This window comes from Massilia sp. Masssp93 (assembly GCF_059491295.1).
The window spans coordinates 4,096,919-4,113,991 of sequence record NZ_CP168502.1 but is presented as its reverse complement, the minus strand read 5'-3'; the positions used below and the strand labels follow the sequence as shown (position 1 = coordinate 4,113,991).

Below are 17,073 nucleotides of genomic sequence, written 5' to 3'. Positions count from 1 at the left end.
CCGAGCCCATCGCCATGCCGGAAACGACCACCACGACCACCACGACGACGACGCAGCAGAAGTCGAACCGCAACGTCATCGCCAGCGGCCTGCTGTTCGCCTTCATCGCCCTGATCGGCATCCTGATCGTGCTGTACGCGTGGAACCTGCCGCCGTTCCACAGCGCGCTGCAGACGACGGAGAATGCCCTCGTGCGCGGCCAGGTGACGATCATCAGTCCGCAACTGTCCGGCTACGTCGTCGAGGTCGACGTGCAGGATTACCAGATGGTGCGCCAGGGCCAGCTCCTGATGCGCGTCGACGACCGCATCTACCGCCAGCGCCTCGACCAGGCCCGGGCCCAGCTCGCGGCGCAGCGCGCCGCGCTCGCGAACTTCGCGCAGAGCCGGCGGACGGCCAGCGCCACCATCGCGCAGAACCAGGCCGCCGTCGCCAACGCCGCGGCCCAGTCGCGGCGCGCCGACGCCGACCTGCGCCGGGTCGAAGAACTGGCGGCCGACGGGTCGCTGTCGGCGCGTGAGCGGGACGCCGCCCGCGCCGCCCGCGCCCAGACCGTCGCCGCGACCGAGCAGGCGCGCGCCGCGCTGGAGATCGCGCGCCAGAACCTGCGCACGGTGGACGTCAACCGCGCATCGCTGGAAGCGGCCGTCGCGAACGCCGAGGCGGCCGTGCGGCTGGCCGAGATCGACCTCGCCAACACCCGCATCACGGCGCCGCGCGACGGCCAGCTGGGGCAGGTCGGCGTGCGCCTGGGCGCGTTCGTCAACGCGGGCGCGCAGCTGACGGCGCTCGTGCCGCCGACGATGTGGGTCATCGCCAACATGAAGGAAACGCAGATGGCCGACGTGCGCCTGGGCCAGCCCGTCACGTTCACCGTCGATGCGCTGAACCACGCCAGGCTGCGCGGGCACGTCGAGCAGATCTCGCCCGCGACCGGCTCCGAATTCTCCGTGATCGTGCCGGACAATGCGACCGGCAACTTCGTCAAGATCGCCCAGCGGATCCCGGTCCGCATCAGCATCGACCCGGACCAGGCGCTGGCCGCGCGCCTGCGGCCGGGGATGTCGGTGGTGGCGAGCATCGACACGAAGGCCGGCGGCCGGGTGCCGCCGGGGCCCGGCAACGGCGGCGCCGCGGGCAGGGCGGGCACCCCCGTGCCGACGCGCACGCCGGCGCCCGCCGCACGTTCGCCGGAGCCGGAAAACGGTAGGGTGGGCACCCCTGTGCCCACGCGCACGCCCGAACCAGCCGCACACTCCCCGGAGCCGGAAAACGGTAGGGTGGGCACCCCCGTGCCCACGCGCACGCCCGAGCCAGCCGCACGCTCGCCGGAGCCGGCGCGATGAAGCGCCGCCTCGCGCTGGGCGCCTGCGCGGCGCTGCTGGCCGGCTGCCGCATCCCCGTGCAGCCGCCGCCGCAAGCGACGCTCGTCGTGCCGGCGGCGTGGCGCGGCAAGGTCGGTCCCGGCGCGCCGGTGGAACGCGACTGGTGGCGCGCGTTCGGCGATCCCGCGCTGGACCGCCTCGTGGCGCGGGCGCTCGAACGCAACAACGACGTGCGCACGGCGCAGGCGCGGCTGCGCGAATACCGGGCGCGCATCCAGGCGGCGCATGCGGCCCAGGAACCGACGCTCTCGGTCGGTTTCTCGCCCGTGCGGGCGCGCGCGATCGGCCCGTTCGGCACGCCCATCGATTCCACCGCCATGCAGGGCAGCTTCCAGGCCGCCTACGAACTCGATCCGTTCGGCCGCCTGGCCGCCGCGACCGAGGCGGCGCGCCAGGATTACGCGGCGCAGCAGGCGGCGGCCGACGCGACGGCGCTGTCGGTGGCGGCGAACGCGGCATCCGGCTACCTGAACCTGCGCGGGCTGGACGCCCAGCTGGCCCTCGCGCGCGCCACGCTGGCGTCGCGCCAACGCTCGCTGGACCTGGCGCGGCGGCAGTTCGAAGTGGGCTACAGCTCGCGCCTCGAACTGGCGCAGGCGGAGGCGGAATACCGCGCGACGGCCGCCGTCGTGCCCCAGCTGCAGCGGGCGATCACGCAGCAGGAGAACGCCCTCGACGTCCTCGCGGGCGCCAATCCCGGCCCGGTCGGGCGGGGCGCGGACCTGGCCAGCCTGAACGCGCCGGCGATCCGGCCCGGCCTGCCGTCCGAGCTGCTGCGGCGCCGGCCGGACGTCGCCTCGGCCGAGCGCGCGGTCGCGGCGGCCGACGCCAGCCTCGCGGCGGCGCGCGACCAGATGCTGCCGTCGTTGCGGCTGACCGCGTCGCTGGGCGCGTACGCGCACGACCTGCCGACGCTGCTGTCGTCGCCGACCGCGTTGTGGAGCGTGGGCGGCAGCGTCCTCGCGCCGCTGTTCGACGCGGGCCGGCTGCGCGCCCAGGCCGACATCTCGGCATCGCTGCGCGACCGCGCCGTGTTCGCGTACGAGGCCGCCGTGCGCAACGCCTTCGCCGACACCGAGAACGCCCTGAGCGCCGCGCAGCGCCTGCGCGAGCAGCTGGACGAGGCCGAGGCGCGCCGGGTGGCGACGAAGGAAGTCCTGCGCATCGCCCACAACCGCTACCGCAACGGCTATTCGTCGTACCTGGAAGAACTGGATGCCCAGCGCAACGCGTTCAGCGCCGAGACCGGCGTGCTGCAGTTGCGCGCCGCCTGGCTGCAGGCCCACGTCGACCTGTACCGCGCGCTGGGCGGCGGGTGGGCACCGCTAGAATCGGTCAAATAACCACAAAGGAGGGGAGCATGATCAAGATCGGGATCATCGTCGGGAGCACCCGGCCCGGCCGCAAGGCGCCGGACGTGGCGCGCTGGGTGCTGGACATCGCCGGCATGCGCGCCGACGCCGTGTTCGAACTGGTCGACATCCAGGACTTCGGCCTGCCGCTGCTGGACGAGCCGGTGCCGCCGTCCCAGGGCCGGTATGCGCAGCCGCACACGAAGGGCTGGGCCGCCGCCATCGCCGGCTTCGACGGTTATGTCTTCGTCACGCCCGAGTACAACCACGGCACGTCCGGCGCGCTGAAGAACGCGATCGATTTCCTGTACAAGGAATGGAACAACAAGGCCGCCGGCTTCGTCGGCTACGGCAGCGCGGGCGGATCGCGCGCCATCGAGAGCCTGCGCCTCGTGATGGGCGAGCTGATGGTCGCGGACGTGCGCGCGCAGGTGATGCTGTCGCTGCGCACGGACTTCGAGAACTACGAGACGTTCAACCCGGCCGCGCATCACGAGCAGGCTGTCGACGCCATGCTCGACCAGGTGGTGGCGTGGAGCCGCGCGCTCAAGTGCCTGCGGCCGGATGCGCCGGCCGCGCCGGCCGACGCGCCCCACGTGGGGCAGCGCATGGGCAGCCAGTGATGGCGTGACGGCGCGGCGGCGTGGCGGCGCGGGATTGGCGCTACAATCCTCGCCGCCCATGACGAATCTCCCATCACCGCCGCGGCGCGCCACCTGCGCCGCCTGCCTGCGCGCGCAGAGCGCCTGCATCTGCCACTGGGTGCGGCCGCTGTCCAGCCGCGCCGACCTGTTGATCCTGCAACACCCGCTCGAGGTGCGCAACGCCAAGAACAGCGCGCGCCTGCTGCACCTGTGCCTGGGCGGCAGCCGGCTCGACGTGGGCGAGGCGTTCGATGCTGCGGTGCTGCACGCGCTGCTGCACGAGGGCGGGCGCGTGCCGCTGCTGCTGTATCCGGAGACGCCGGGCGAGGCGACCGCACCCGTGCCCGATCCTGCATCGATGGCGCAGCCGGAGCGCCTGCGCCTCGTCGTGCTGGACGCCACCTGGCGCAAGAGCCGCAAGATGCTGTACCTGAATCCCGAGCTGCAGCGCCTGCCGCGCGTCGCCCTGCACGACGTGCCCGCGTCGGCTTATCGGATTCGCAAGGCGCACGCGGCGCACCAGCTGTCGACGCTGGAAGCGGCCGCGCTGGCGCTGGCCCAGCTGGAGGGCGACGCCGCCGCATACCGGCCCCTGCTGCAGGCATTTGACGGTTTTGTGCAACAACAAGCCGCTCTTTTTTCACGCTTGAACCCATCCTGAGATCGGCGTACTATACTGTATAAACATACAGTACTTAAGGAGCGCCGTGTGAATCGGGTCAAAGCAAACGCAAGTCGGGCGGTCAGCCAGGTGGTGTTGCCGTTCCCGCAAAAGTCCGCCGAGGTCGTGCCCATCAACGGGCCCATGAAAGGCCGCGGCGCCGTCACCAACATCCAGGGCCGCTACGAAGTGAACGGGCGCGAGCGTTTCGACGACGGCTGGACCGTGCCGGGCTCCGGGGACGAGGCGCCGGCGCCCCTCAAGACGATCGTCACGGACGAGATCGCGAAATCCATCCTCAGCCGCAACACGTCGCCGGACATCCCGTTCAGCGTCTCGCTGAACCCGTACCGCGGCTGCGAGCACGGCTGCATCTACTGCTTCGCGCGGCCCACGCACGCCTATCTGGGCCTGTCGCCGGGCCTCGATTTCGAAAGCCGCATCTTCGCCAAGGTGAACGCGGCCGACCTGCTGCGGCGCGAGCTGGCGCGTCCGGGCTACGTCCCGGAAAACATCGCCATCGGCGTCAACACGGACGCGTACCAGCCCTGCGAGCGCGAGCGCCGCCTCACGCGCGAGGTGCTGGAAGTGCTGTCCGAATGCCAGCATCCGTACGGCCTGATCACCAAGTCGGCGCTGATCGAACGCGACATCGACCTGATCGCACCGATGGCCGAAAAAGGCCTGGCCTGCGCCGCCATCACGCTGACGACGCTGGACGGCGAGATCTCGCGCACGCTCGAGCCGCGCGCGGCCGCGCCCGCGCGCCGCCTGCGCGCGATCCGCACCCTGACGGAGGCCGGCATCCCCGTCAGCGTGAGCGTCGCGCCGATCATCCCGTTCGTCACGGAGCCGGAAATCGAGCGCATCCTGGAAGCCGCGAAGGACGCCGGGGCCGTCGGCGCCCACTACACGGTGCTGCGCATGCCGTGGGAAGTGAACCCGCTGTTCCAGCAATGGCTGCACGCCCACTTCCCCGACCGGGCCCAGCGCGTGATGAACCGCATCCGCGACATGCGCGGCGGCAAGGACTACGACAGCGATTTCAGCAAGCGCATGACGGGCGAGGGCATCTGGGCCGACCTGATCCGCCAGCGCTTCACGAAGGCCGTCAAGCGCCTGGGGCTTGAAGGCCGCATGAGCCGGTTCAATACCTGCGATCCGTCGCAATTCCGGCGCCCGCTGGTGGTGCCGAAAACGGTCGTCAGGCCGACCAGCGCGGCGGCGGCGCAGATGGATTTGTTTTAAAGCGTCTCCGGCACCAGCGACAGCACGTGCGCCGCAACGGGCCGTTCGTGCAGGTCGAGGCGGTTGCGCGCCAGGCATTCGTGGATGGCGCCGGCCTTGAGGGCGAGGGCGAGGCTGGACAGGTTGCCGTCGGCGACGACGATCTCGACGCGCGTCTGGCCGAGGCGGTCGAAGGCGAAGCATGCCAGCGCACGGATGGCTGCCAGCCCCGCGCCCTGACGCCGGGCCGATGCGCGGACCCAGTAGCCGAGGTTGCAGAGGTGGTGGGCACGATTGAACTGGTTCAGGCCCGCCGCGCCGATGTAGTGGTGGCCGTCCCGGCGGAAGATGCCGAACTCGTGCGCGGTGCCGTCCGCACGCGCGGTGGCGCAGGCCGCGATCCAGGCCAGCGCATCGGCCTCGTCGTAGGCGGCATGGGCCCAGGGCATCCATGGGCCGAGGCTCGCCATCGATTCGCGGACGGCCGCGGCCATCGCCTTGGCATCCGTCGGGACCAGTGGACGGAGCAGATAGTCGTCGGCGTGAAGGGACAGTGTCATGGCGGCGCCTGCGCGGGCTGGTTTGTGTTGCCGACATCATAACGTGCTGGACTGGACTCACGGCGCCGACGCCGCCGGGTTGTGAGGATGCATGCTCTCGGCTACGATTGCGCTCTTTGGCGCGATCGGCAGGCGGGAACATGGTGGAGCAGGGCAGTGCGACGGACAAGGTAACGAACGGCACGGTGACGAACGACAGGGCGGCGAACGACCGGGCGGCGAACGACGTCCAGCGTGTCGTCTTCGTCGGCGCGGAGTCGACCGGAAAGTCGACGTTGTCCAACTATCTGGCGCACGCCTACGATACCGTCGCCGTGCCCGAGATCGGCCGCTTCATCTGGGAAGAAAAGCAGGGCCGGCTGGGGCCGGACGATTATGTCGACATCGCCGTCAAGCACCGCGCGGCCGAGGACGAGGCCATGGCGCAGGCGCGGCGCTGGCTGTTCGTCGACACGAATGCGCTGACCACGCTGTTGCTGGGCATCGAGTTCCACCAGGTCGGCGACCCGCCGCCGGCCGAATTGCTGCGGTGTGCCGACGATTGCCGGGCGCGCTATGCCCACACGTTCGTCTGCGCCGACGACATCCCGTACGAGGAACAGGCCGTGCGCGAGAACGAGGCGTGGCGCGGACGCATCCAGCGACTCGTGTTGCGGGATCTCGCTGCGCGCGGCATCCCGTACACCGTCGTGCGCGGCAGCGTGGAGGAGCGGGCACGGCAGGTGCGGCGCGTGCTCGACGGCGCCGTGCGCTGACCGTGGGGCGCGCCTAGACGATCGTGCCCGGCAGTTCGATCCCGTGCAGGCGCCGGAACAGCTTCAGCGCGAAGCTGTCCGTCATCCCGGAAATGTAGTCGGTCGCGCCGAGCAGGCGCGCGTACGGCGTGGCGCCGCGGCTGAATTGTTGCGGAATGATCTGCGCGATCTTGCGGTCGGCCGCCGAGCGCTCAGTTTCCGGCTTGACGAGCGCGGGCACGATCTTGCCCAGCAGGCCGCCGAGGATCTCGAAGCCGGCCGCTTCGATCTGCAGCACCGAGGGCGTCGCGTAGATGCGATCGCGCGACAGCATGGCGATCGCCTTGAGCTCGGGCGCGAAGCGGGACGCGCCGGCGAGATCCCGTTCGAAGCGGCCATCCATGATCGCGTCGTAGTGCGCGCGGAACACGTCCAGCGCGGCCGCCACGAGATGGCCGATGGCGCGGGCGCGCAGGTATTCCACGCGGCCCGTGTCGTCGGCCAGTTGTCGATAGGATGGGCTCGCGCTTGCGCCATCGGGAAAGGCGATGGGCCACAGCAGGCCGTGCGCTTCGTCGAACGAGACGCGGCCGAGGCGATGGCCGTCTTCCAGGTCGACGATGCCGTAGCAGATGTCGTCCGCGGCCTCCATCACGAACGCGAGCGGGTGACGCGCCCATGCGCCTGGCCCCTTGCGCACGAGGCCGACCCGCGTGGCGATGCGTTCCGCGGTGGCGGCATCGTCCGCGAAGTAGCCGAATTTCTTTTCGCTGATCCTGTCTTTCGCCGATGCCAGGTCGGAGGCGCGCGGGTACTTCATGAACGCGGCCAGCACGGCATAGGTCAGCTGGAAGCCGCCGTGGTCGACGGCATTCTGCAGCCGCGTCACGAGGCGGAAGCCCTGGGCATTGCCCTCGAAGCGCAGGAAGTCCTGGCGCTCGCGCTCGGTCAGGCCGGCGAGCCAGCGATCGGCATGCTCGGCGAACCACGACTGGATCGCGGCCTCGCCGGAATGGCCGAACGGAGGATTGCCGATGTCGTGGGCGAGGCAGGCGGCGGCCACGATGCTGCCGAAGTCCTGCGGCGCCATCGACAATGCCGGCGCGCGCTCCTTGATGAATTCGCCGCACAGCATGCCCAGCGAACGGCCGACGGACGACACCTCGATGCTGTGGGTGAGGCGCGTGCGCACGTAATCGCTGTCCGACAGCGGGAACACCTGCGTCTTGTCCTGCAGGCGCCGGAACGCGCTCGAATACACGAGCCGGTCCCAGTCGCGCAGATAGCCCGTCCGGCTGCCGCCGTCGCCCTCGTCATCCTCGCGGCCCAGGCGCATCGTCGAGACCAGGCGTTCCCATTCCATCGACATCGACTTCTCCATGAACAGTCATCTCAGGCCCGGCAGCGATGGCCGGCGGCCCAGTGTAGCGCATGGCGACGGCCCGCGACGTGCGCGCGGCGCGTCCGGCAGCACCCGGCGGTGCCGCCAAACGAACGGCCTGTCAGCGCTCGCTGGTCACGGCCGCCAGCAGTTCGGCCGTGTCGGCCGCGCCCATCCTGCGCGCCGCGTCGAGGAGCGCATTCCCGTCCGCGTCCGGGCGGAACGGGTCGGCGCCGCGCGCCAGCAGCAGGCGGACGATGTCCACGCGGTTGAACATGGCGGCGAACATCAGTGCCGTCTTGCCGTTCGGGCCCGCGTTGTCGACCGCCGCGCCGTGGTCCAGCAGCAGGGTCGCGATCGCCGTGTCGCCCTTGAACGCGGCGCCGGCGAGCGGGGTCTGGCCGGCGTCGTTCATGAGTTCCGGATCGGCGCCGTGTTCCAGCAGCACGCGGGCCGCGTCCGCATGGCCGTGGTAGCAGGCCAGCATCAGAAGGCTGTCGCCGCGTTCGTTGCGCAGGTTGGGCGGCAAGTGCTGGTCCAGCAAGGTCGCGAGTTCCCCGGCCTCGCCGGTGCGCGCGAAGTGGAAGACCTTGCGCACGAAGGCCAGCGTGTCTTCGTCGAGTTCGCTGGCCGACGGCGGGCGGGACGGTGGCTGCTGCGGCTCCTGCATCGTGGTCTCCTGACGGGCATATGGCCCGAGAGGATTAGAACACAACGCCGCGCCGCGCACGGCAACGATGGATTCGTGCGGGATCAAACCCGGCGCTGGAACTCTTCCAGGTGGCGCTCGATCTCAAACACATGCGGGTCGGGCTTGCCGAGTGCGCGCAGGGCCTTGGCCAGTTCCAGCAGGTATTCGCTGTTCGGCCCGCTCGGGCCACGCGCGGAGGCGATCTGCAGCGCAATGTCGCGCTCACTCGCCGGGCCGAGGTAGGCCGCGTTCTCGTGCGTGGCGATGTAGACGAGGCCTTCGGCGCTGCCGCCGTCCTCGAAGCGGATGTCGGTCGCCAGGCGCAGGTAGCCGTTCTTTTCGCGGTAATCGAGGTGGGCGAATTCCTCGGGCGTGACGAGGTAGGCCATGCCGTGGCAGGTCGCAGCGGCGTCCGGCACGAGGGTCACGACGCGGCCCGGCGCCGCCTCCGTGCCGCGGTGGTCGTGCGAGCCTTGCCAGAAGCGCCGGGTCCAGCCCTCGATGCTGGCGGGGCGCCGCTCGAGGTACGGGAAGTCGGCCTTGAAGATGAGGGAGCCGTAGCCGAACAGCCAGACGCTGGCGTGGTTGTCGAACTTGCCCATGCGCCGGTTGATCGCGATGGTGTTGTGGGACATCGATGACAGGAGGTTGCGTGGTGGAAGCTGCATTCTAGCGCGGCCGCAGCGCGCCCGCGGGGTTGTCGGCCGCGCCGACCCAGTCGAACAGGAAGGCGATGAACGCGGCCGCCGCCGGCGACACCGACCGCTGCTCGCGCGTGTAGACGAAGAAACGGCGCGTCAATACCGGCGCGTCGAGCGGCAGCATGCGCAGGCCGTGCAGCCGCACGAGCGGTGCGGCGTACGGCATGCACACCGTCACGCCGAGGCCGGACGCGACCATGGCCAGCGCGGTGGTCATGTACGTGACTTCGTGGGCCGGCCGCAGGGCGACGTCGCGCAGATCGGCGGTACGGATGTTGCTGCGGCCATCGCTGCGGCCGTTGGTTCGGCCGTTGCTGCGGCCATCGCTGCCGTCGTTGTTGCGGCCGTCGCTGCGGCCGTCGCGTCCGGCATCGCTCCTGTCATTACGCACGCCGTCATCCGTGCCGGGGCCACCGACTTTTCCCCCACTGTTCCTGCGTGCCATGTCCGCCAGCAGACGCTCCGTGAACTGGCCGCGCAGCGAGATCAGCGGATGCGCGGCCAGGTCGCTCCACCCGAGCCGGCTGTGCTTCGCCAGGGGGTGATCGTGCGGCACGACGGCTTCGAACGGCATCTCCATCAGCTCGCGCGCCTCCAGTTGCGGGGCGCCGTCGCGTTCCGGGCCGATGCCGAAATCCGTCTCGCCGGACAGCACGCGCGTCGTCACGGCCTCGACCGGCGAATCGGACAGGCTGATGCCGATGTCCGGGTAGCGCGTGCGCCACGCGGCGATCACCTGCGGCAGCAGGGTGCAGGCCATCAACTGGGGCACCGCCACGCGCACGATGCCTTTCCTCAGTTGCGCCTGGTCCGCAATGTTCGTAAGCGCACGGTCGAGGTCGTCGATCATCTGGCTGAATAGGGGGTACAGCTCGTTTCCCGTTTCGGTCAGTGCGATACGCCGCGTATTGCGGTCGACGACACGGACGCCGAGAGTTTGTTCCAACTCTTTGATCAAACCGGACAAAGCGGACTGTGTAACGTGCATGTACTGCGCCGCAAGCGTAAAGTTACCGGTCTTTGCCAGGGCAACGAAGGCGCGCATCTGGCGCAGGGTGGGATTCATCAGAAAGTCCGATAAATAGAGCGGAAAATATTGTTTGTATGATAGTCCGTTTTACTTTTTAATGGCGGAAACATTAAATCGTTGAAGGAAACGCCATGAAACTCGCTACCCTGAAGTCGGGCGGCCGCGACGGTACGCTCGTCGTCGTCAGCCGCGACCTGGTCACCTGCCAGGCCGTCCCCAAGATCGCCCGCACCCTGCAGCAGGCGCTGGACGACTGGGATCACGTCGCGCCGCGGCTGCTCCAGGTCTACGACCAGTTGAATGCCGGCACCGCCGCCGGGGCGGAATCCTTCATCGAGGAAGAGTGCGCCTCGCCGCTGCCGCGCGCCTTCCAGTGGGCCGACGGGTCGGCCTACATCAACCACGTGGAACTCGTGCGCAAGGCGCGCGGCGCCCAGGTGCCGCCGTCGTTCTACACGGACCCGTTGATGTACCAGGGCGGCTCGGACTCCTTCGTCGGCCCGTGCGATCCGATCGCCGTGCTGTCCGAGGAGTGGGGCGTCGACCTGGAAGCCGAAGTGGCGGTCGTCACCGGCGACGTGCCCATGGGCGCGAGCATCGAGAAGGCGGCGCAGGCCATCCGCCTCGTCATGCTGGTCAACGACGTATCGCTGCGCAACCTGATCCCCAAGGAACTGGAAAAGGGCTTCGGCTTCTTCCAGTCGAAGCCGGCCAGCGCGTTCTCTCCGGTGGCCGTGACACCGGACGAGCTCGGCGATGCCTGGCGCGACAGCAAGCTGTGCCTGCCGTTGCAGGTGACGCTGAACGACGCGCCGTTCGGCCGTCCGAACGCGGGCGACGACATGACGTTCAGCTTCGCGCAACTGATCGCGCACGCCGCCAGGACGCGCGAGCTCGGTGCCGGTTCCATCATCGGTTCGGGCACGGTGTCGAACAAGCAGGGCAGCCTGCACGGCTCGAGCATCGCCAACGGCGGCGTGGGTTATTGCTGCCTGGCCGAGCTGCGTATGTACGAAACGATCGAGCACGGGGCGCCCAGCACGCCGTTCCTGCGCTTCGGCGATACTGTCCGTATCGAGATGTTCGATGCCGACGGCGCCAGTGTCTTCGGCGCCATCGACCAGGAGGTTGCACACTATCACGGGAGGAAGGAATGAAGCTCTATACCTATTTCCGCAGTTCTGCCGCGTACCGGGTGCGTATCGCGCTCAACCTCAAGGGGCTCCAGTACGATGCGGTTCCGGTGCACCTGCTGCGCGGCGGCGGCGAACAGCTGCAGGCGAACTACGTCAAGATGAATCCCAGCGGCCTCGTCCCCACCTTCCAGGACGACTACATCACGCTGACGCAATCGATGGCGATCCTCGAGTACCTGGAGGACGAGTACCCGGAGGTGCCGCTGCTGCCCAAGGATGCCGCCGGGCGTGCGCGCGTGCGCGAGCTGGCGCAGATCGTCGCCTGCGACATCCATCCGGTGAACAACCTGCGCGTGCTGCGCTATCTCGTGAACGACCTCGGCCTGTCGGAAGAGGTCAAGACGCAGTGGTACCGCCACTGGCTGCTGGGCGGCCTCGACGTGCTGGAAAAACACCTGGCGCGCGACCCCAGCGCGGGGCCGCTGTGCCATGGCTATCTGCCGACCATCGCCGACTGCTTCCTCGTGCCGCAGGTGTTCAATGCGCAGCGCCAGGGCGTCGACATCTCGGCCTATCCGAACATCGCGCGCATCAACGCGGCCTGCGTGGAGATCCCGGCCTTCGTGGCGGCGCATCCGTCCCACCAACCGGACGCGGAATAAGACGGACGGCGCGGCGGGTCGACCCGCCGCGCCGTCCGCCGCCGACGTCAGTGCCGCGTCTGCGACCCGGTGGTCGAGCGGTCCGGCTCGGCCGGCGTCGAGATTTCTTCCAGCGTGTGGTCGATGCCGGCCGAATGCTTGGCCGCCATGTCGCCCAGCGAGACGATGCCGACCACCTCGTGCGACGCCGCGTCGACGACGGGCACGCGGCGGATCTGCACGTCGCCCATCTGTCCCAGCACCTCGTCCACCGTCTGGTCGGGCGCGCAGGTGCGCACGTCGATGCTCATCACGTCGCCCACGCGCGTCTGTCCCGGCGCCTGGCCGGCCGCGGTCGAGCGGACCGTGATGTCGCGGTCGGTGATCATGCCGACCAGCCTCTGGCCGTCCAGCACGGGGATCGATCCCACGTTCAGTTCATCCATCATCTGCGCGGCGCGCTGCACGGTTTCCTGCGGCGAAATGCTTTGCACGTCGCGGGTCATCACATCCTGAATCGTCTGCATTTGAACCTCCTCGATACGTTCACACGGCGTTAAACGGGGATGCATGATGCACGCATTCGCGCATGTCGGACGCTACGTTGACTTGCGGAACAGCCCGTAAATGACGGACTTGTGCGAACCCGGCTCGGCTACAATCTGCCCCTTTTCAACCGTGATCGATGCCATGCCGGACCACGCCAATTCCGCCGCCGTTCCCCCGACCATCGCCGCTGCCCTGGAGCGCGCCGATGCTTCCTGGCGCCCGCATCTCATTGCCGGCCTCGACGCGATGATGCGGGCCACGCCCGCCTACCTGCCGGATCTGGCGAACGACCATTACCTGCCGACGGCCGGCCGCCTGTTCGCCGCGTTCGCCCTGCCGCTGCCCGCCGTGCGCTACGTGCTGGTGGGAGAGGGCCCGTATCCGCGCGAAGAAAGCGCGACGGGCGTGTGCTTCATGGATGGCGCGGTCGGGCCGCTGTGGTCGGACACGGGCCTGTCGAAGCCCGTCAACCGCGCGACGTCGCTGCGCAACTTCATGAAGATGCTGCTCGTGGCCGACGGCCAGCTGAGCCCGGACGACACGGGCGGCGCGGCGCTGGCGCCCGTCGCGAAGGCAGCCGAGGCGAACGGTGCGATCCGGACACTGGCCGAGCTGCAGGACAACCTGCTCGGCCACGGTTTCCTGCTGTTGAATGCGGCCCTCGTGTTCCGCAAGCACGTGCCTCCGGTGCAGGAAGCGCGCGCCTGGGTGCCGTTCCAGCGGGCCGTGTTCGCCGCGCTGGCGGCGCGGACGGACAAGCCGACGCTGGTCCTGTGGGGCAAGATCGCCGAGCAGCTGAACAAGGTGCCGGAAACGGCGGGCTTGCCGCAGATCCACGCCGAGCACCCGTACAACCTGTCGTTCATTCGTCACGCGGGCATGCAGCAACTGTTCGGCCCGATGCATTTGCTGCGCCGCAGCTGAAAAGGGGGCGCCAAGCAAAGGCTGGCGAAATACGCTATACTTGACTAAATCGATCAACTAATCAGGCTTTTCCGAATGTCCTTGGGGACAGATGAAAGCTTGACTGGTTGAAGAGAAGCAAGATTTTAACACTGTCTGGAAAACCAACCGGGGTTGTGATGCGTCTGACCACCAAAGGCCGTTTTGCTGTTACCGCGATGATCGATCTCGCCCTGCGCCAGGGCAATGGTCCGGTCACGCTGTCGGGCATCAGCCAGCGCCAGGCCATTTCGCTGTCCTATCTGGAGCAGTTGTTCGGCAAGCTGCGCCGGCACGAGATCGTCGAGTCGGTGCGCGGCCCGGGCGGCGGCTACAGCCTGGCGCGCACTGCCGACAAGGTGACCGTCGCCGACATCATCATCGCCGTCGACGAGCCGATCGATGCGACCCAGTGCGGCGGCAAGGAAAACTGCCACGGCGCCGACGCTGCCAGCGGCACCCGCTGCATGACGCACGAGCTGTGGGCCACGCTGAATGCCAAGATGGTCGATTTCCTCGATTCCGTCACGCTGCAGGACCTCGTCGACCAGCAGAAGCAGAAAGAACAGAACGTCGTGGTGATGCACCGCCCCGCGCCGTCGGAAAATACTGAAGCTAAGCATATTGGAGTGAACTGATGAACGCGCCTTTGGACAAAAAAATCGAGCAGAGCTTCGCGACTGCGCCGCATTTCCCGATCTACATGGATTATTCGGCCACGACGCCGATCGACCCGCGCGTGGCGGACAAGATGATCCCGTACCTGCGCGAGCAGTTCGGCAACCCGGCCTCGCGCAGCCACGCGTACGGCTGGAGCGCCGAGGCGGCCGTCGAGGAAGCGCGCGCGCAGGTCGCGGCACTCGTCGGCGCCGATCCGCGCGAGATCATCTGGACCTCGGGCGCGACCGAATCGAACAACCTCGCACTCAAGGGCGCGGCGCACTTCTACAAGTCGAAGGGCAAGCACATCATCACGGTCAAGACCGAGCACAAGGCCGTGCTCGACACCGTGCGCGAACTGGAACGCCAGGGCTTCGAGGCGACCTACCTGGAACCGCAGGACAACGGCCTGATCTCCCTGGAGCAGCTGGAAGCGGCGATCCGTCCGGATACGATCCTCGTGTCGGTGATGTTCGTGAATAACGAGATCGGCGTGATCCAGCCGATCAAGGAAATCGGCGAACTGTGCCGCAAGAAGGGCGTGATCTTCCACTCCGACGCCGCCCAGGCCACCGGCAAGGTGCACATCAACCTGGAAGAGCTCAAGGTCGACCTGATGACCTTCACGGCGCACAAGACCTATGGCCCGAAAGGCATCGGCGCGCTGTACGTCCGCCGCAAGCCGCGCGTGCGCCTTGAAGCGCAGATGCACGGCGGCGGCCACGAGCGCGGCCTGCGTTCGGGCACGCTGCCGACGCACCAGATCGTCGGCATGGGCGAAGCCTTCCGCATCGCCCGCGAAGAGATGGATGCCGAGACCGCGCGCGTGAAAGCGCTGCGCGACCGCCTGGCCAAGGGCCTGACGGAGATCGAAGAGGTCTACATCAACGGCGACATGGAACACCGCGTGCCGCACAACCTGAACGTGTCGTTCAACTTCGTCGAAGGCGAATCGCTGATCATGGCCATCAAGGACATCGCCGTGTCGTCCGGTTCGGCCTGCACGTCGGCCAGCCTGGAACCGTCGTACGTGCTGCGCGCCCTGGGCCGCAGCGACGAACTGGCACACAGCTCGATCCGTTTCACCATCGGCCGCTTCACGACCGAAGAAGACATCGACTTCGCCGTCAACCTGCTGAAGTCCAAGGTCGGCAAGCTGCGCGAACTGTCGCCGCTGTGGGAAATGCACAAGGACGGCATCGACCTGAACTCGATCCAGTGGGCCGCCCACTAATTCACCGAACCGAACACGAAGGAGTACTACCATGGCATATTCCGACAAGGTCCTCGACCACTACGAAAACCCGCGCAACGTCGGCTCGTTCGACAAGAACTCCGACGACGTCGGCACCGGCATGGTCGGCGCGCCGGCCTGCGGCGACGTGATGAAACTGCAGATCAAGGTCAACGAAGCGGGGGTCATCGAAGACGCGAAATTCAAGACCTACGGCTGCGGTTCGGCGATCGCATCGAGCTCGCTCGTGACCGAATGGGTCAAGGGCAAGTCGCTGGACGAAGCGCTGTCCATCAAGAACACGCAGATCGCCGAAGAACTGGCGCTGCCGCCGGTGAAGATCCACTGCTCGATCCTGGCCGAAGACGCCATCAAGGCGGCCGTCGCCGACTACAAGCAGAAGCACGGCGCCGAAGAAGTCAAAGCCGCGTGATCGCACGTGGGCACGGGGTGCCCACCCTACGGCCACGACAATCGTAGGGTGGGCATTTGAGGCCGGGGGCCTCAAATGAAACGAGCCCACCAAAAATGGCGACGGCCATCATCGTAGGGTGGACATTTGAGGCCGGGGGCCTCAAATGAAACGAGCCCACCAAATGACATAGCAACACACGAAGCTGGAGAAACAGAAATGGCTGTGACCCTGACCGAAAAAGCCGCAAAGCACATCAACCGTTACCTCGAGCGTCGGGGCAAGGGCGTGGGCCTGCGTTTCGGCGTGCGCACCACCGGCTGCTCCGGCCTGGCCTACAAGCTGGAATACGTCGACGAAGCGGCGACCGAGGACACGGTCTTCGAATCGCACGGCGTGAAAGTGTTTGTCGATCCCAAGAGCCTGCCGTACATCGACGGCACCGAGCTCGATTTCGCCCGCGAAGGCCTGAACGAGGGCTTCCGCTTCAACAACCCGAACGTCAAGGACAATTGCGGTTGCGGCGAAAGCTTCCGGATCTGACCGGGAGCGCAGGACCGTGCAAAACCACTTCGAGCTGTTCCAGCTGCCGGCCAGGTTCGACGTCGACATGGACGCGCTGGATACCGCTTACCGCGAAGTCCAGGGCCGCGTCCATCCGGACCGCTTCGTGAACGCGAGCGACGCCGAAAAACGCGTCGCGATGCAATGGGCCACGCGCGCCAACGAGGCCTACCAGACGCTGAAGAATCCGATGCTGCGCGCGCGCTACCTGTGCGAGCTGAATGGCGTCGACCTGCAGACCGAGTCGAATACGGCGATGCCGATGGACTTCCTGATGGAGCAGATGGAGCTGCGCGAGGCCTTGTCCGACGCGCGCGCCGCGAAGGATGCCGGCGCCCTCGACGCGCTGGACACGCGCGTGCGCGGCGAGCGCAAGCAGCGCCTGGCGCAGGTCGGCAAGCTGCTCGACGCGGGGGACTATCTGCAGGCGGCGCAGGGCGTGCGGGCACTGATGTTCCTCGATAAATTCGGCGACGAATTGCATTACGCGTTCGAGGCGCTGGAGAGTTGAGACGACGATAAACGGAACGAGCTTGGTAGGGTGGGCACCCTGTGCCCACGCGAACGCC

Annotated in this window: 20 protein-coding genes; 14 read left to right on the top strand and 6 right to left on the bottom strand. The window is 68.0% G+C overall.

The annotated features are described in order from the left end of the window. Positions 1 to 14: 14 nt before the first annotated feature. The 5 genes from ACEN9Q_RS16840 (at position 15) to ACEN9Q_RS16820 (ending at position 5,290) form a co-directional block, all read left to right on the top strand. The gene (locus ACEN9Q_RS16840; protein WP_495625363.1) at positions 15 to 1,346 is read left to right on the top strand and encodes an HlyD family secretion protein; all 1,332 of its coding nucleotides are present in this window, start codon (positions 15 to 17) and stop codon (positions 1,344 to 1,346) included. Continuing rightward, the gene (locus tag ACEN9Q_RS16835) at positions 1,343 to 2,728 is read left to right on the top strand and encodes an efflux transporter outer membrane subunit (protein WP_495625362.1); all 1,386 of its coding nucleotides are present in this window, start codon (positions 1,343 to 1,345) and stop codon (positions 2,726 to 2,728) included. The genes ACEN9Q_RS16840 and ACEN9Q_RS16835 overlap by 4 nt, the downstream gene beginning before the upstream one ends. A 17-nt stretch (positions 2,729 to 2,745) precedes the next feature. Then, positions 2,746 to 3,360 carry an NADPH-dependent FMN reductase gene (locus ACEN9Q_RS16830; protein WP_495625361.1) on the top strand — a complete coding sequence of 205 codons (615 nt, stop codon included), beginning with the start codon at positions 2,746 to 2,748 and terminating at the stop codon, positions 3,358 to 3,360. Between the two features lie 58 nt (positions 3,361 to 3,418). Then, positions 3,419 to 4,042 carry a tRNA-uridine aminocarboxypropyltransferase gene (locus ACEN9Q_RS16825; protein WP_495625360.1) on the top strand — a complete coding sequence of 208 codons (624 nt, stop codon included), beginning with the start codon at positions 3,419 to 3,421 and terminating at the stop codon, positions 4,040 to 4,042. A 144-nt stretch (positions 4,043 to 4,186) separates the two neighbouring features. Further along, positions 4,187 to 5,290, top strand: a complete 1,104-nt coding sequence (locus ACEN9Q_RS16820) for a PA0069 family radical SAM protein (RefSeq protein ID WP_495628962.1) — start codon at positions 4,187 to 4,189, stop codon at positions 5,288 to 5,290. On the opposite strand, the gene ACEN9Q_RS16815 is transcribed toward ACEN9Q_RS16820, so the two are convergent. Next, positions 5,287 to 5,829 carry a GNAT family N-acetyltransferase gene (locus ACEN9Q_RS16815; RefSeq protein WP_495625359.1) on the bottom strand — a complete coding sequence of 181 codons (543 nt, stop codon included), beginning with the start codon at positions 5,827 to 5,829 and terminating at the stop codon, positions 5,287 to 5,289. The genes ACEN9Q_RS16820 and ACEN9Q_RS16815 overlap by 4 nt on opposite strands. Before the next feature lie 140 nt (positions 5,830 to 5,969). Between ACEN9Q_RS16815 and ACEN9Q_RS16810 the strand changes: the two genes are divergently transcribed. Next, entirely contained in the window at positions 5,970 to 6,584 is a 615-nt protein-coding gene (locus tag ACEN9Q_RS16810; RefSeq protein ID WP_495625358.1) for an AAA family ATPase, read from the top strand. Between the two features lie 13 nt (positions 6,585 to 6,597). Here the strand turns inward: ACEN9Q_RS16810 and ACEN9Q_RS16805 are convergent, their stop codons facing one another. The 4 genes from ACEN9Q_RS16805 to ACEN9Q_RS16790 form a co-directional block, all read right to left on the bottom strand. Further along, entirely contained in the window at positions 6,598 to 7,944 is a 1,347-nt protein-coding gene (locus tag ACEN9Q_RS16805) for a deoxyguanosinetriphosphate triphosphohydrolase (RefSeq protein WP_495625357.1), read from the bottom strand. 121 nt (positions 7,945 to 8,065) lie between these two features. Beyond that, entirely contained in the window at positions 8,066 to 8,614 is a 549-nt protein-coding gene (locus ACEN9Q_RS16800) for an ankyrin repeat domain-containing protein (protein ID WP_056442072.1), read from the bottom strand. An 83-nt stretch (positions 8,615 to 8,697) separates the two neighbouring features. Next, a complete protein-coding gene (locus ACEN9Q_RS16795; RefSeq protein WP_056442075.1) occupies positions 8,698 to 9,270 on the bottom strand; it encodes a gamma-glutamylcyclotransferase in 573 nt (190 codons plus the stop codon). Between the two features lie 34 nt (positions 9,271 to 9,304). Next, the gene (locus ACEN9Q_RS16790) at positions 9,305 to 10,381 is read right to left on the bottom strand and encodes a LysR family transcriptional regulator (protein ID WP_495628961.1); all 1,077 of its coding nucleotides are present in this window, start codon (positions 10,379 to 10,381) and stop codon (positions 9,305 to 9,307) included. Between the two features lie 116 nt (positions 10,382 to 10,497). Between ACEN9Q_RS16790 and ACEN9Q_RS16785 the strand changes: the two genes are divergently transcribed. Together ACEN9Q_RS16785 and maiA are read left to right on the top strand one after the other, a co-directional pair. Next, the gene (locus tag ACEN9Q_RS16785; RefSeq protein WP_495625356.1) at positions 10,498 to 11,523 is read left to right on the top strand and encodes a fumarylacetoacetate hydrolase family protein; all 1,026 of its coding nucleotides are present in this window, start codon (positions 10,498 to 10,500) and stop codon (positions 11,521 to 11,523) included. Beyond that, positions 11,520 to 12,164 (top strand): maleylacetoacetate isomerase, encoded by a 645-nt coding sequence (maiA, locus tag ACEN9Q_RS16780; protein ID WP_056442080.1) that lies wholly within the window; start codon positions 11,520 to 11,522, stop codon positions 12,162 to 12,164. The genes ACEN9Q_RS16785 and maiA overlap by 4 nt, the downstream gene beginning before the upstream one ends. 47 nt (positions 12,165 to 12,211) lie before the next feature. Here maiA and ACEN9Q_RS16775 read toward each other — a convergent pair whose 3' ends face one another. Beyond that, a complete protein-coding gene (locus ACEN9Q_RS16775) occupies positions 12,212 to 12,670 on the bottom strand; it encodes a CBS domain-containing protein (RefSeq protein WP_495625355.1) in 459 nt (152 codons plus the stop codon). Between the two features lie 163 nt (positions 12,671 to 12,833). Here ACEN9Q_RS16775 and ACEN9Q_RS16770 point away from each other — a divergent pair, with 163 nt between their 5' ends. The 6 genes from ACEN9Q_RS16770 (at position 12,834) to hscB (ending at position 17,015) form a co-directional block, all read left to right on the top strand. Further along, on the top strand, positions 12,834 to 13,616 hold the full coding sequence (locus ACEN9Q_RS16770) for a uracil-DNA glycosylase family protein (protein ID WP_495625354.1): 783 nt from the start codon (positions 12,834 to 12,836) through the stop codon (positions 13,614 to 13,616). A gap of 158 nt (positions 13,617 to 13,774) precedes the next feature. After that, positions 13,775 to 14,272, top strand: coding sequence for a Fe-S cluster assembly transcriptional regulator IscR (gene iscR / locus ACEN9Q_RS16765; protein WP_056442087.1), 498 nt, complete (start codon positions 13,775 to 13,777; stop codon positions 14,270 to 14,272). Continuing rightward, positions 14,272 to 15,528, top strand: coding sequence for an IscS subfamily cysteine desulfurase (locus ACEN9Q_RS16760; RefSeq protein ID WP_056442090.1), 1,257 nt, complete (start codon positions 14,272 to 14,274; stop codon positions 15,526 to 15,528). The genes iscR and ACEN9Q_RS16760 overlap by 1 nt, the downstream gene beginning before the upstream one ends. A 31-nt stretch (positions 15,529 to 15,559) precedes the next feature. Continuing rightward, complete coding sequence (gene iscU, locus ACEN9Q_RS16755; protein ID WP_056442092.1) at positions 15,560 to 15,961, top strand: Fe-S cluster assembly scaffold IscU; 402 nt, start codon at positions 15,560 to 15,562, stop codon at positions 15,959 to 15,961. Between the two features lie 198 nt (positions 15,962 to 16,159). Next, positions 16,160 to 16,483, top strand: a complete 324-nt coding sequence (gene iscA, locus ACEN9Q_RS16750) for an iron-sulfur cluster assembly protein IscA (RefSeq protein ID WP_056442094.1) — start codon at positions 16,160 to 16,162, stop codon at positions 16,481 to 16,483. 16 nt (positions 16,484 to 16,499) lie between these two features. Continuing rightward, positions 16,500 to 17,015, top strand: a complete 516-nt coding sequence (hscB, locus tag ACEN9Q_RS16745; protein ID WP_495625353.1) for a Fe-S protein assembly co-chaperone HscB — start codon at positions 16,500 to 16,502, stop codon at positions 17,013 to 17,015. Positions 17,016 to 17,073: the final 58 nt, after the last annotated feature.

Excerpts from the sequence above, each read along its gene's own strand:
- iscR (WP_056442087.1), top strand. The coding sequence starts at position 13,775 with ATGCGTCTGACCACCAAAGGCCGTTTTGCTGTTACCGCGATGATCGAT.
- ACEN9Q_RS16790 (WP_495628961.1), bottom strand. The coding sequence starts at position 10,381 with ATGCGCGCCTTCGTTGCCCTGGCAAAGACCGGTAACTTTACGCTTGCG.
- ACEN9Q_RS16810 (WP_495625358.1), top strand. The coding sequence starts at position 5,970 with ATGGTGGAGCAGGGCAGTGCGACGGACAAGGTAACGAACGGCACGGTG.
- ACEN9Q_RS16795 (WP_056442075.1), bottom strand. The coding sequence starts at position 9,270 with ATGTCCCACAACACCATCGCGATCAACCGGCGCATGGGCAAGTTCGAC.
- ACEN9Q_RS16770 (WP_495625354.1), top strand. The coding sequence starts at position 12,834 with ATGCCGGACCACGCCAATTCCGCCGCCGTTCCCCCGACCATCGCCGCT.
- maiA (WP_056442080.1), top strand. The coding sequence starts at position 11,520 with ATGAAGCTCTATACCTATTTCCGCAGTTCTGCCGCGTACCGGGTGCGT.
- ACEN9Q_RS16830 (WP_495625361.1), top strand. The coding sequence starts at position 2,746 with ATGATCAAGATCGGGATCATCGTCGGGAGCACCCGGCCCGGCCGCAAG.
- ACEN9Q_RS16805 (WP_495625357.1), bottom strand. The coding sequence starts at position 7,944 with ATGGAGAAGTCGATGTCGATGGAATGGGAACGCCTGGTCTCGACGATG.
- iscU (WP_056442092.1), top strand. The coding sequence starts at position 15,560 with ATGGCATATTCCGACAAGGTCCTCGACCACTACGAAAACCCGCGCAAC.
- ACEN9Q_RS16825 (WP_495625360.1), top strand. The coding sequence starts at position 3,419 with ATGACGAATCTCCCATCACCGCCGCGGCGCGCCACCTGCGCCGCCTGC.
- ACEN9Q_RS16820 (WP_495628962.1), top strand. The coding sequence starts at position 4,187 with ATGAAAGGCCGCGGCGCCGTCACCAACATCCAGGGCCGCTACGAAGTG.
- ACEN9Q_RS16760 (WP_056442090.1), top strand. The coding sequence starts at position 14,272 with ATGAACGCGCCTTTGGACAAAAAAATCGAGCAGAGCTTCGCGACTGCG.
- ACEN9Q_RS16835 (WP_495625362.1), top strand. The coding sequence starts at position 1,343 with ATGAAGCGCCGCCTCGCGCTGGGCGCCTGCGCGGCGCTGCTGGCCGGC.
- iscA (WP_056442094.1), top strand. The coding sequence starts at position 16,160 with ATGGCTGTGACCCTGACCGAAAAAGCCGCAAAGCACATCAACCGTTAC.
- ACEN9Q_RS16785 (WP_495625356.1), top strand. The coding sequence starts at position 10,498 with ATGAAACTCGCTACCCTGAAGTCGGGCGGCCGCGACGGTACGCTCGTC.
- ACEN9Q_RS16815 (WP_495625359.1), bottom strand. The coding sequence starts at position 5,829 with ATGACACTGTCCCTTCACGCCGACGACTATCTGCTCCGTCCACTGGTC.
- ACEN9Q_RS16840 (WP_495625363.1), top strand. The coding sequence starts at position 15 with ATGCCGGAAACGACCACCACGACCACCACGACGACGACGCAGCAGAAG.
- ACEN9Q_RS16775 (WP_495625355.1), bottom strand. The coding sequence starts at position 12,670 with ATGCAGACGATTCAGGATGTGATGACCCGCGACGTGCAAAGCATTTCG.
- ACEN9Q_RS16800 (WP_056442072.1), bottom strand. The coding sequence starts at position 8,614 with ATGCAGGAGCCGCAGCAGCCACCGTCCCGCCCGCCGTCGGCCAGCGAA.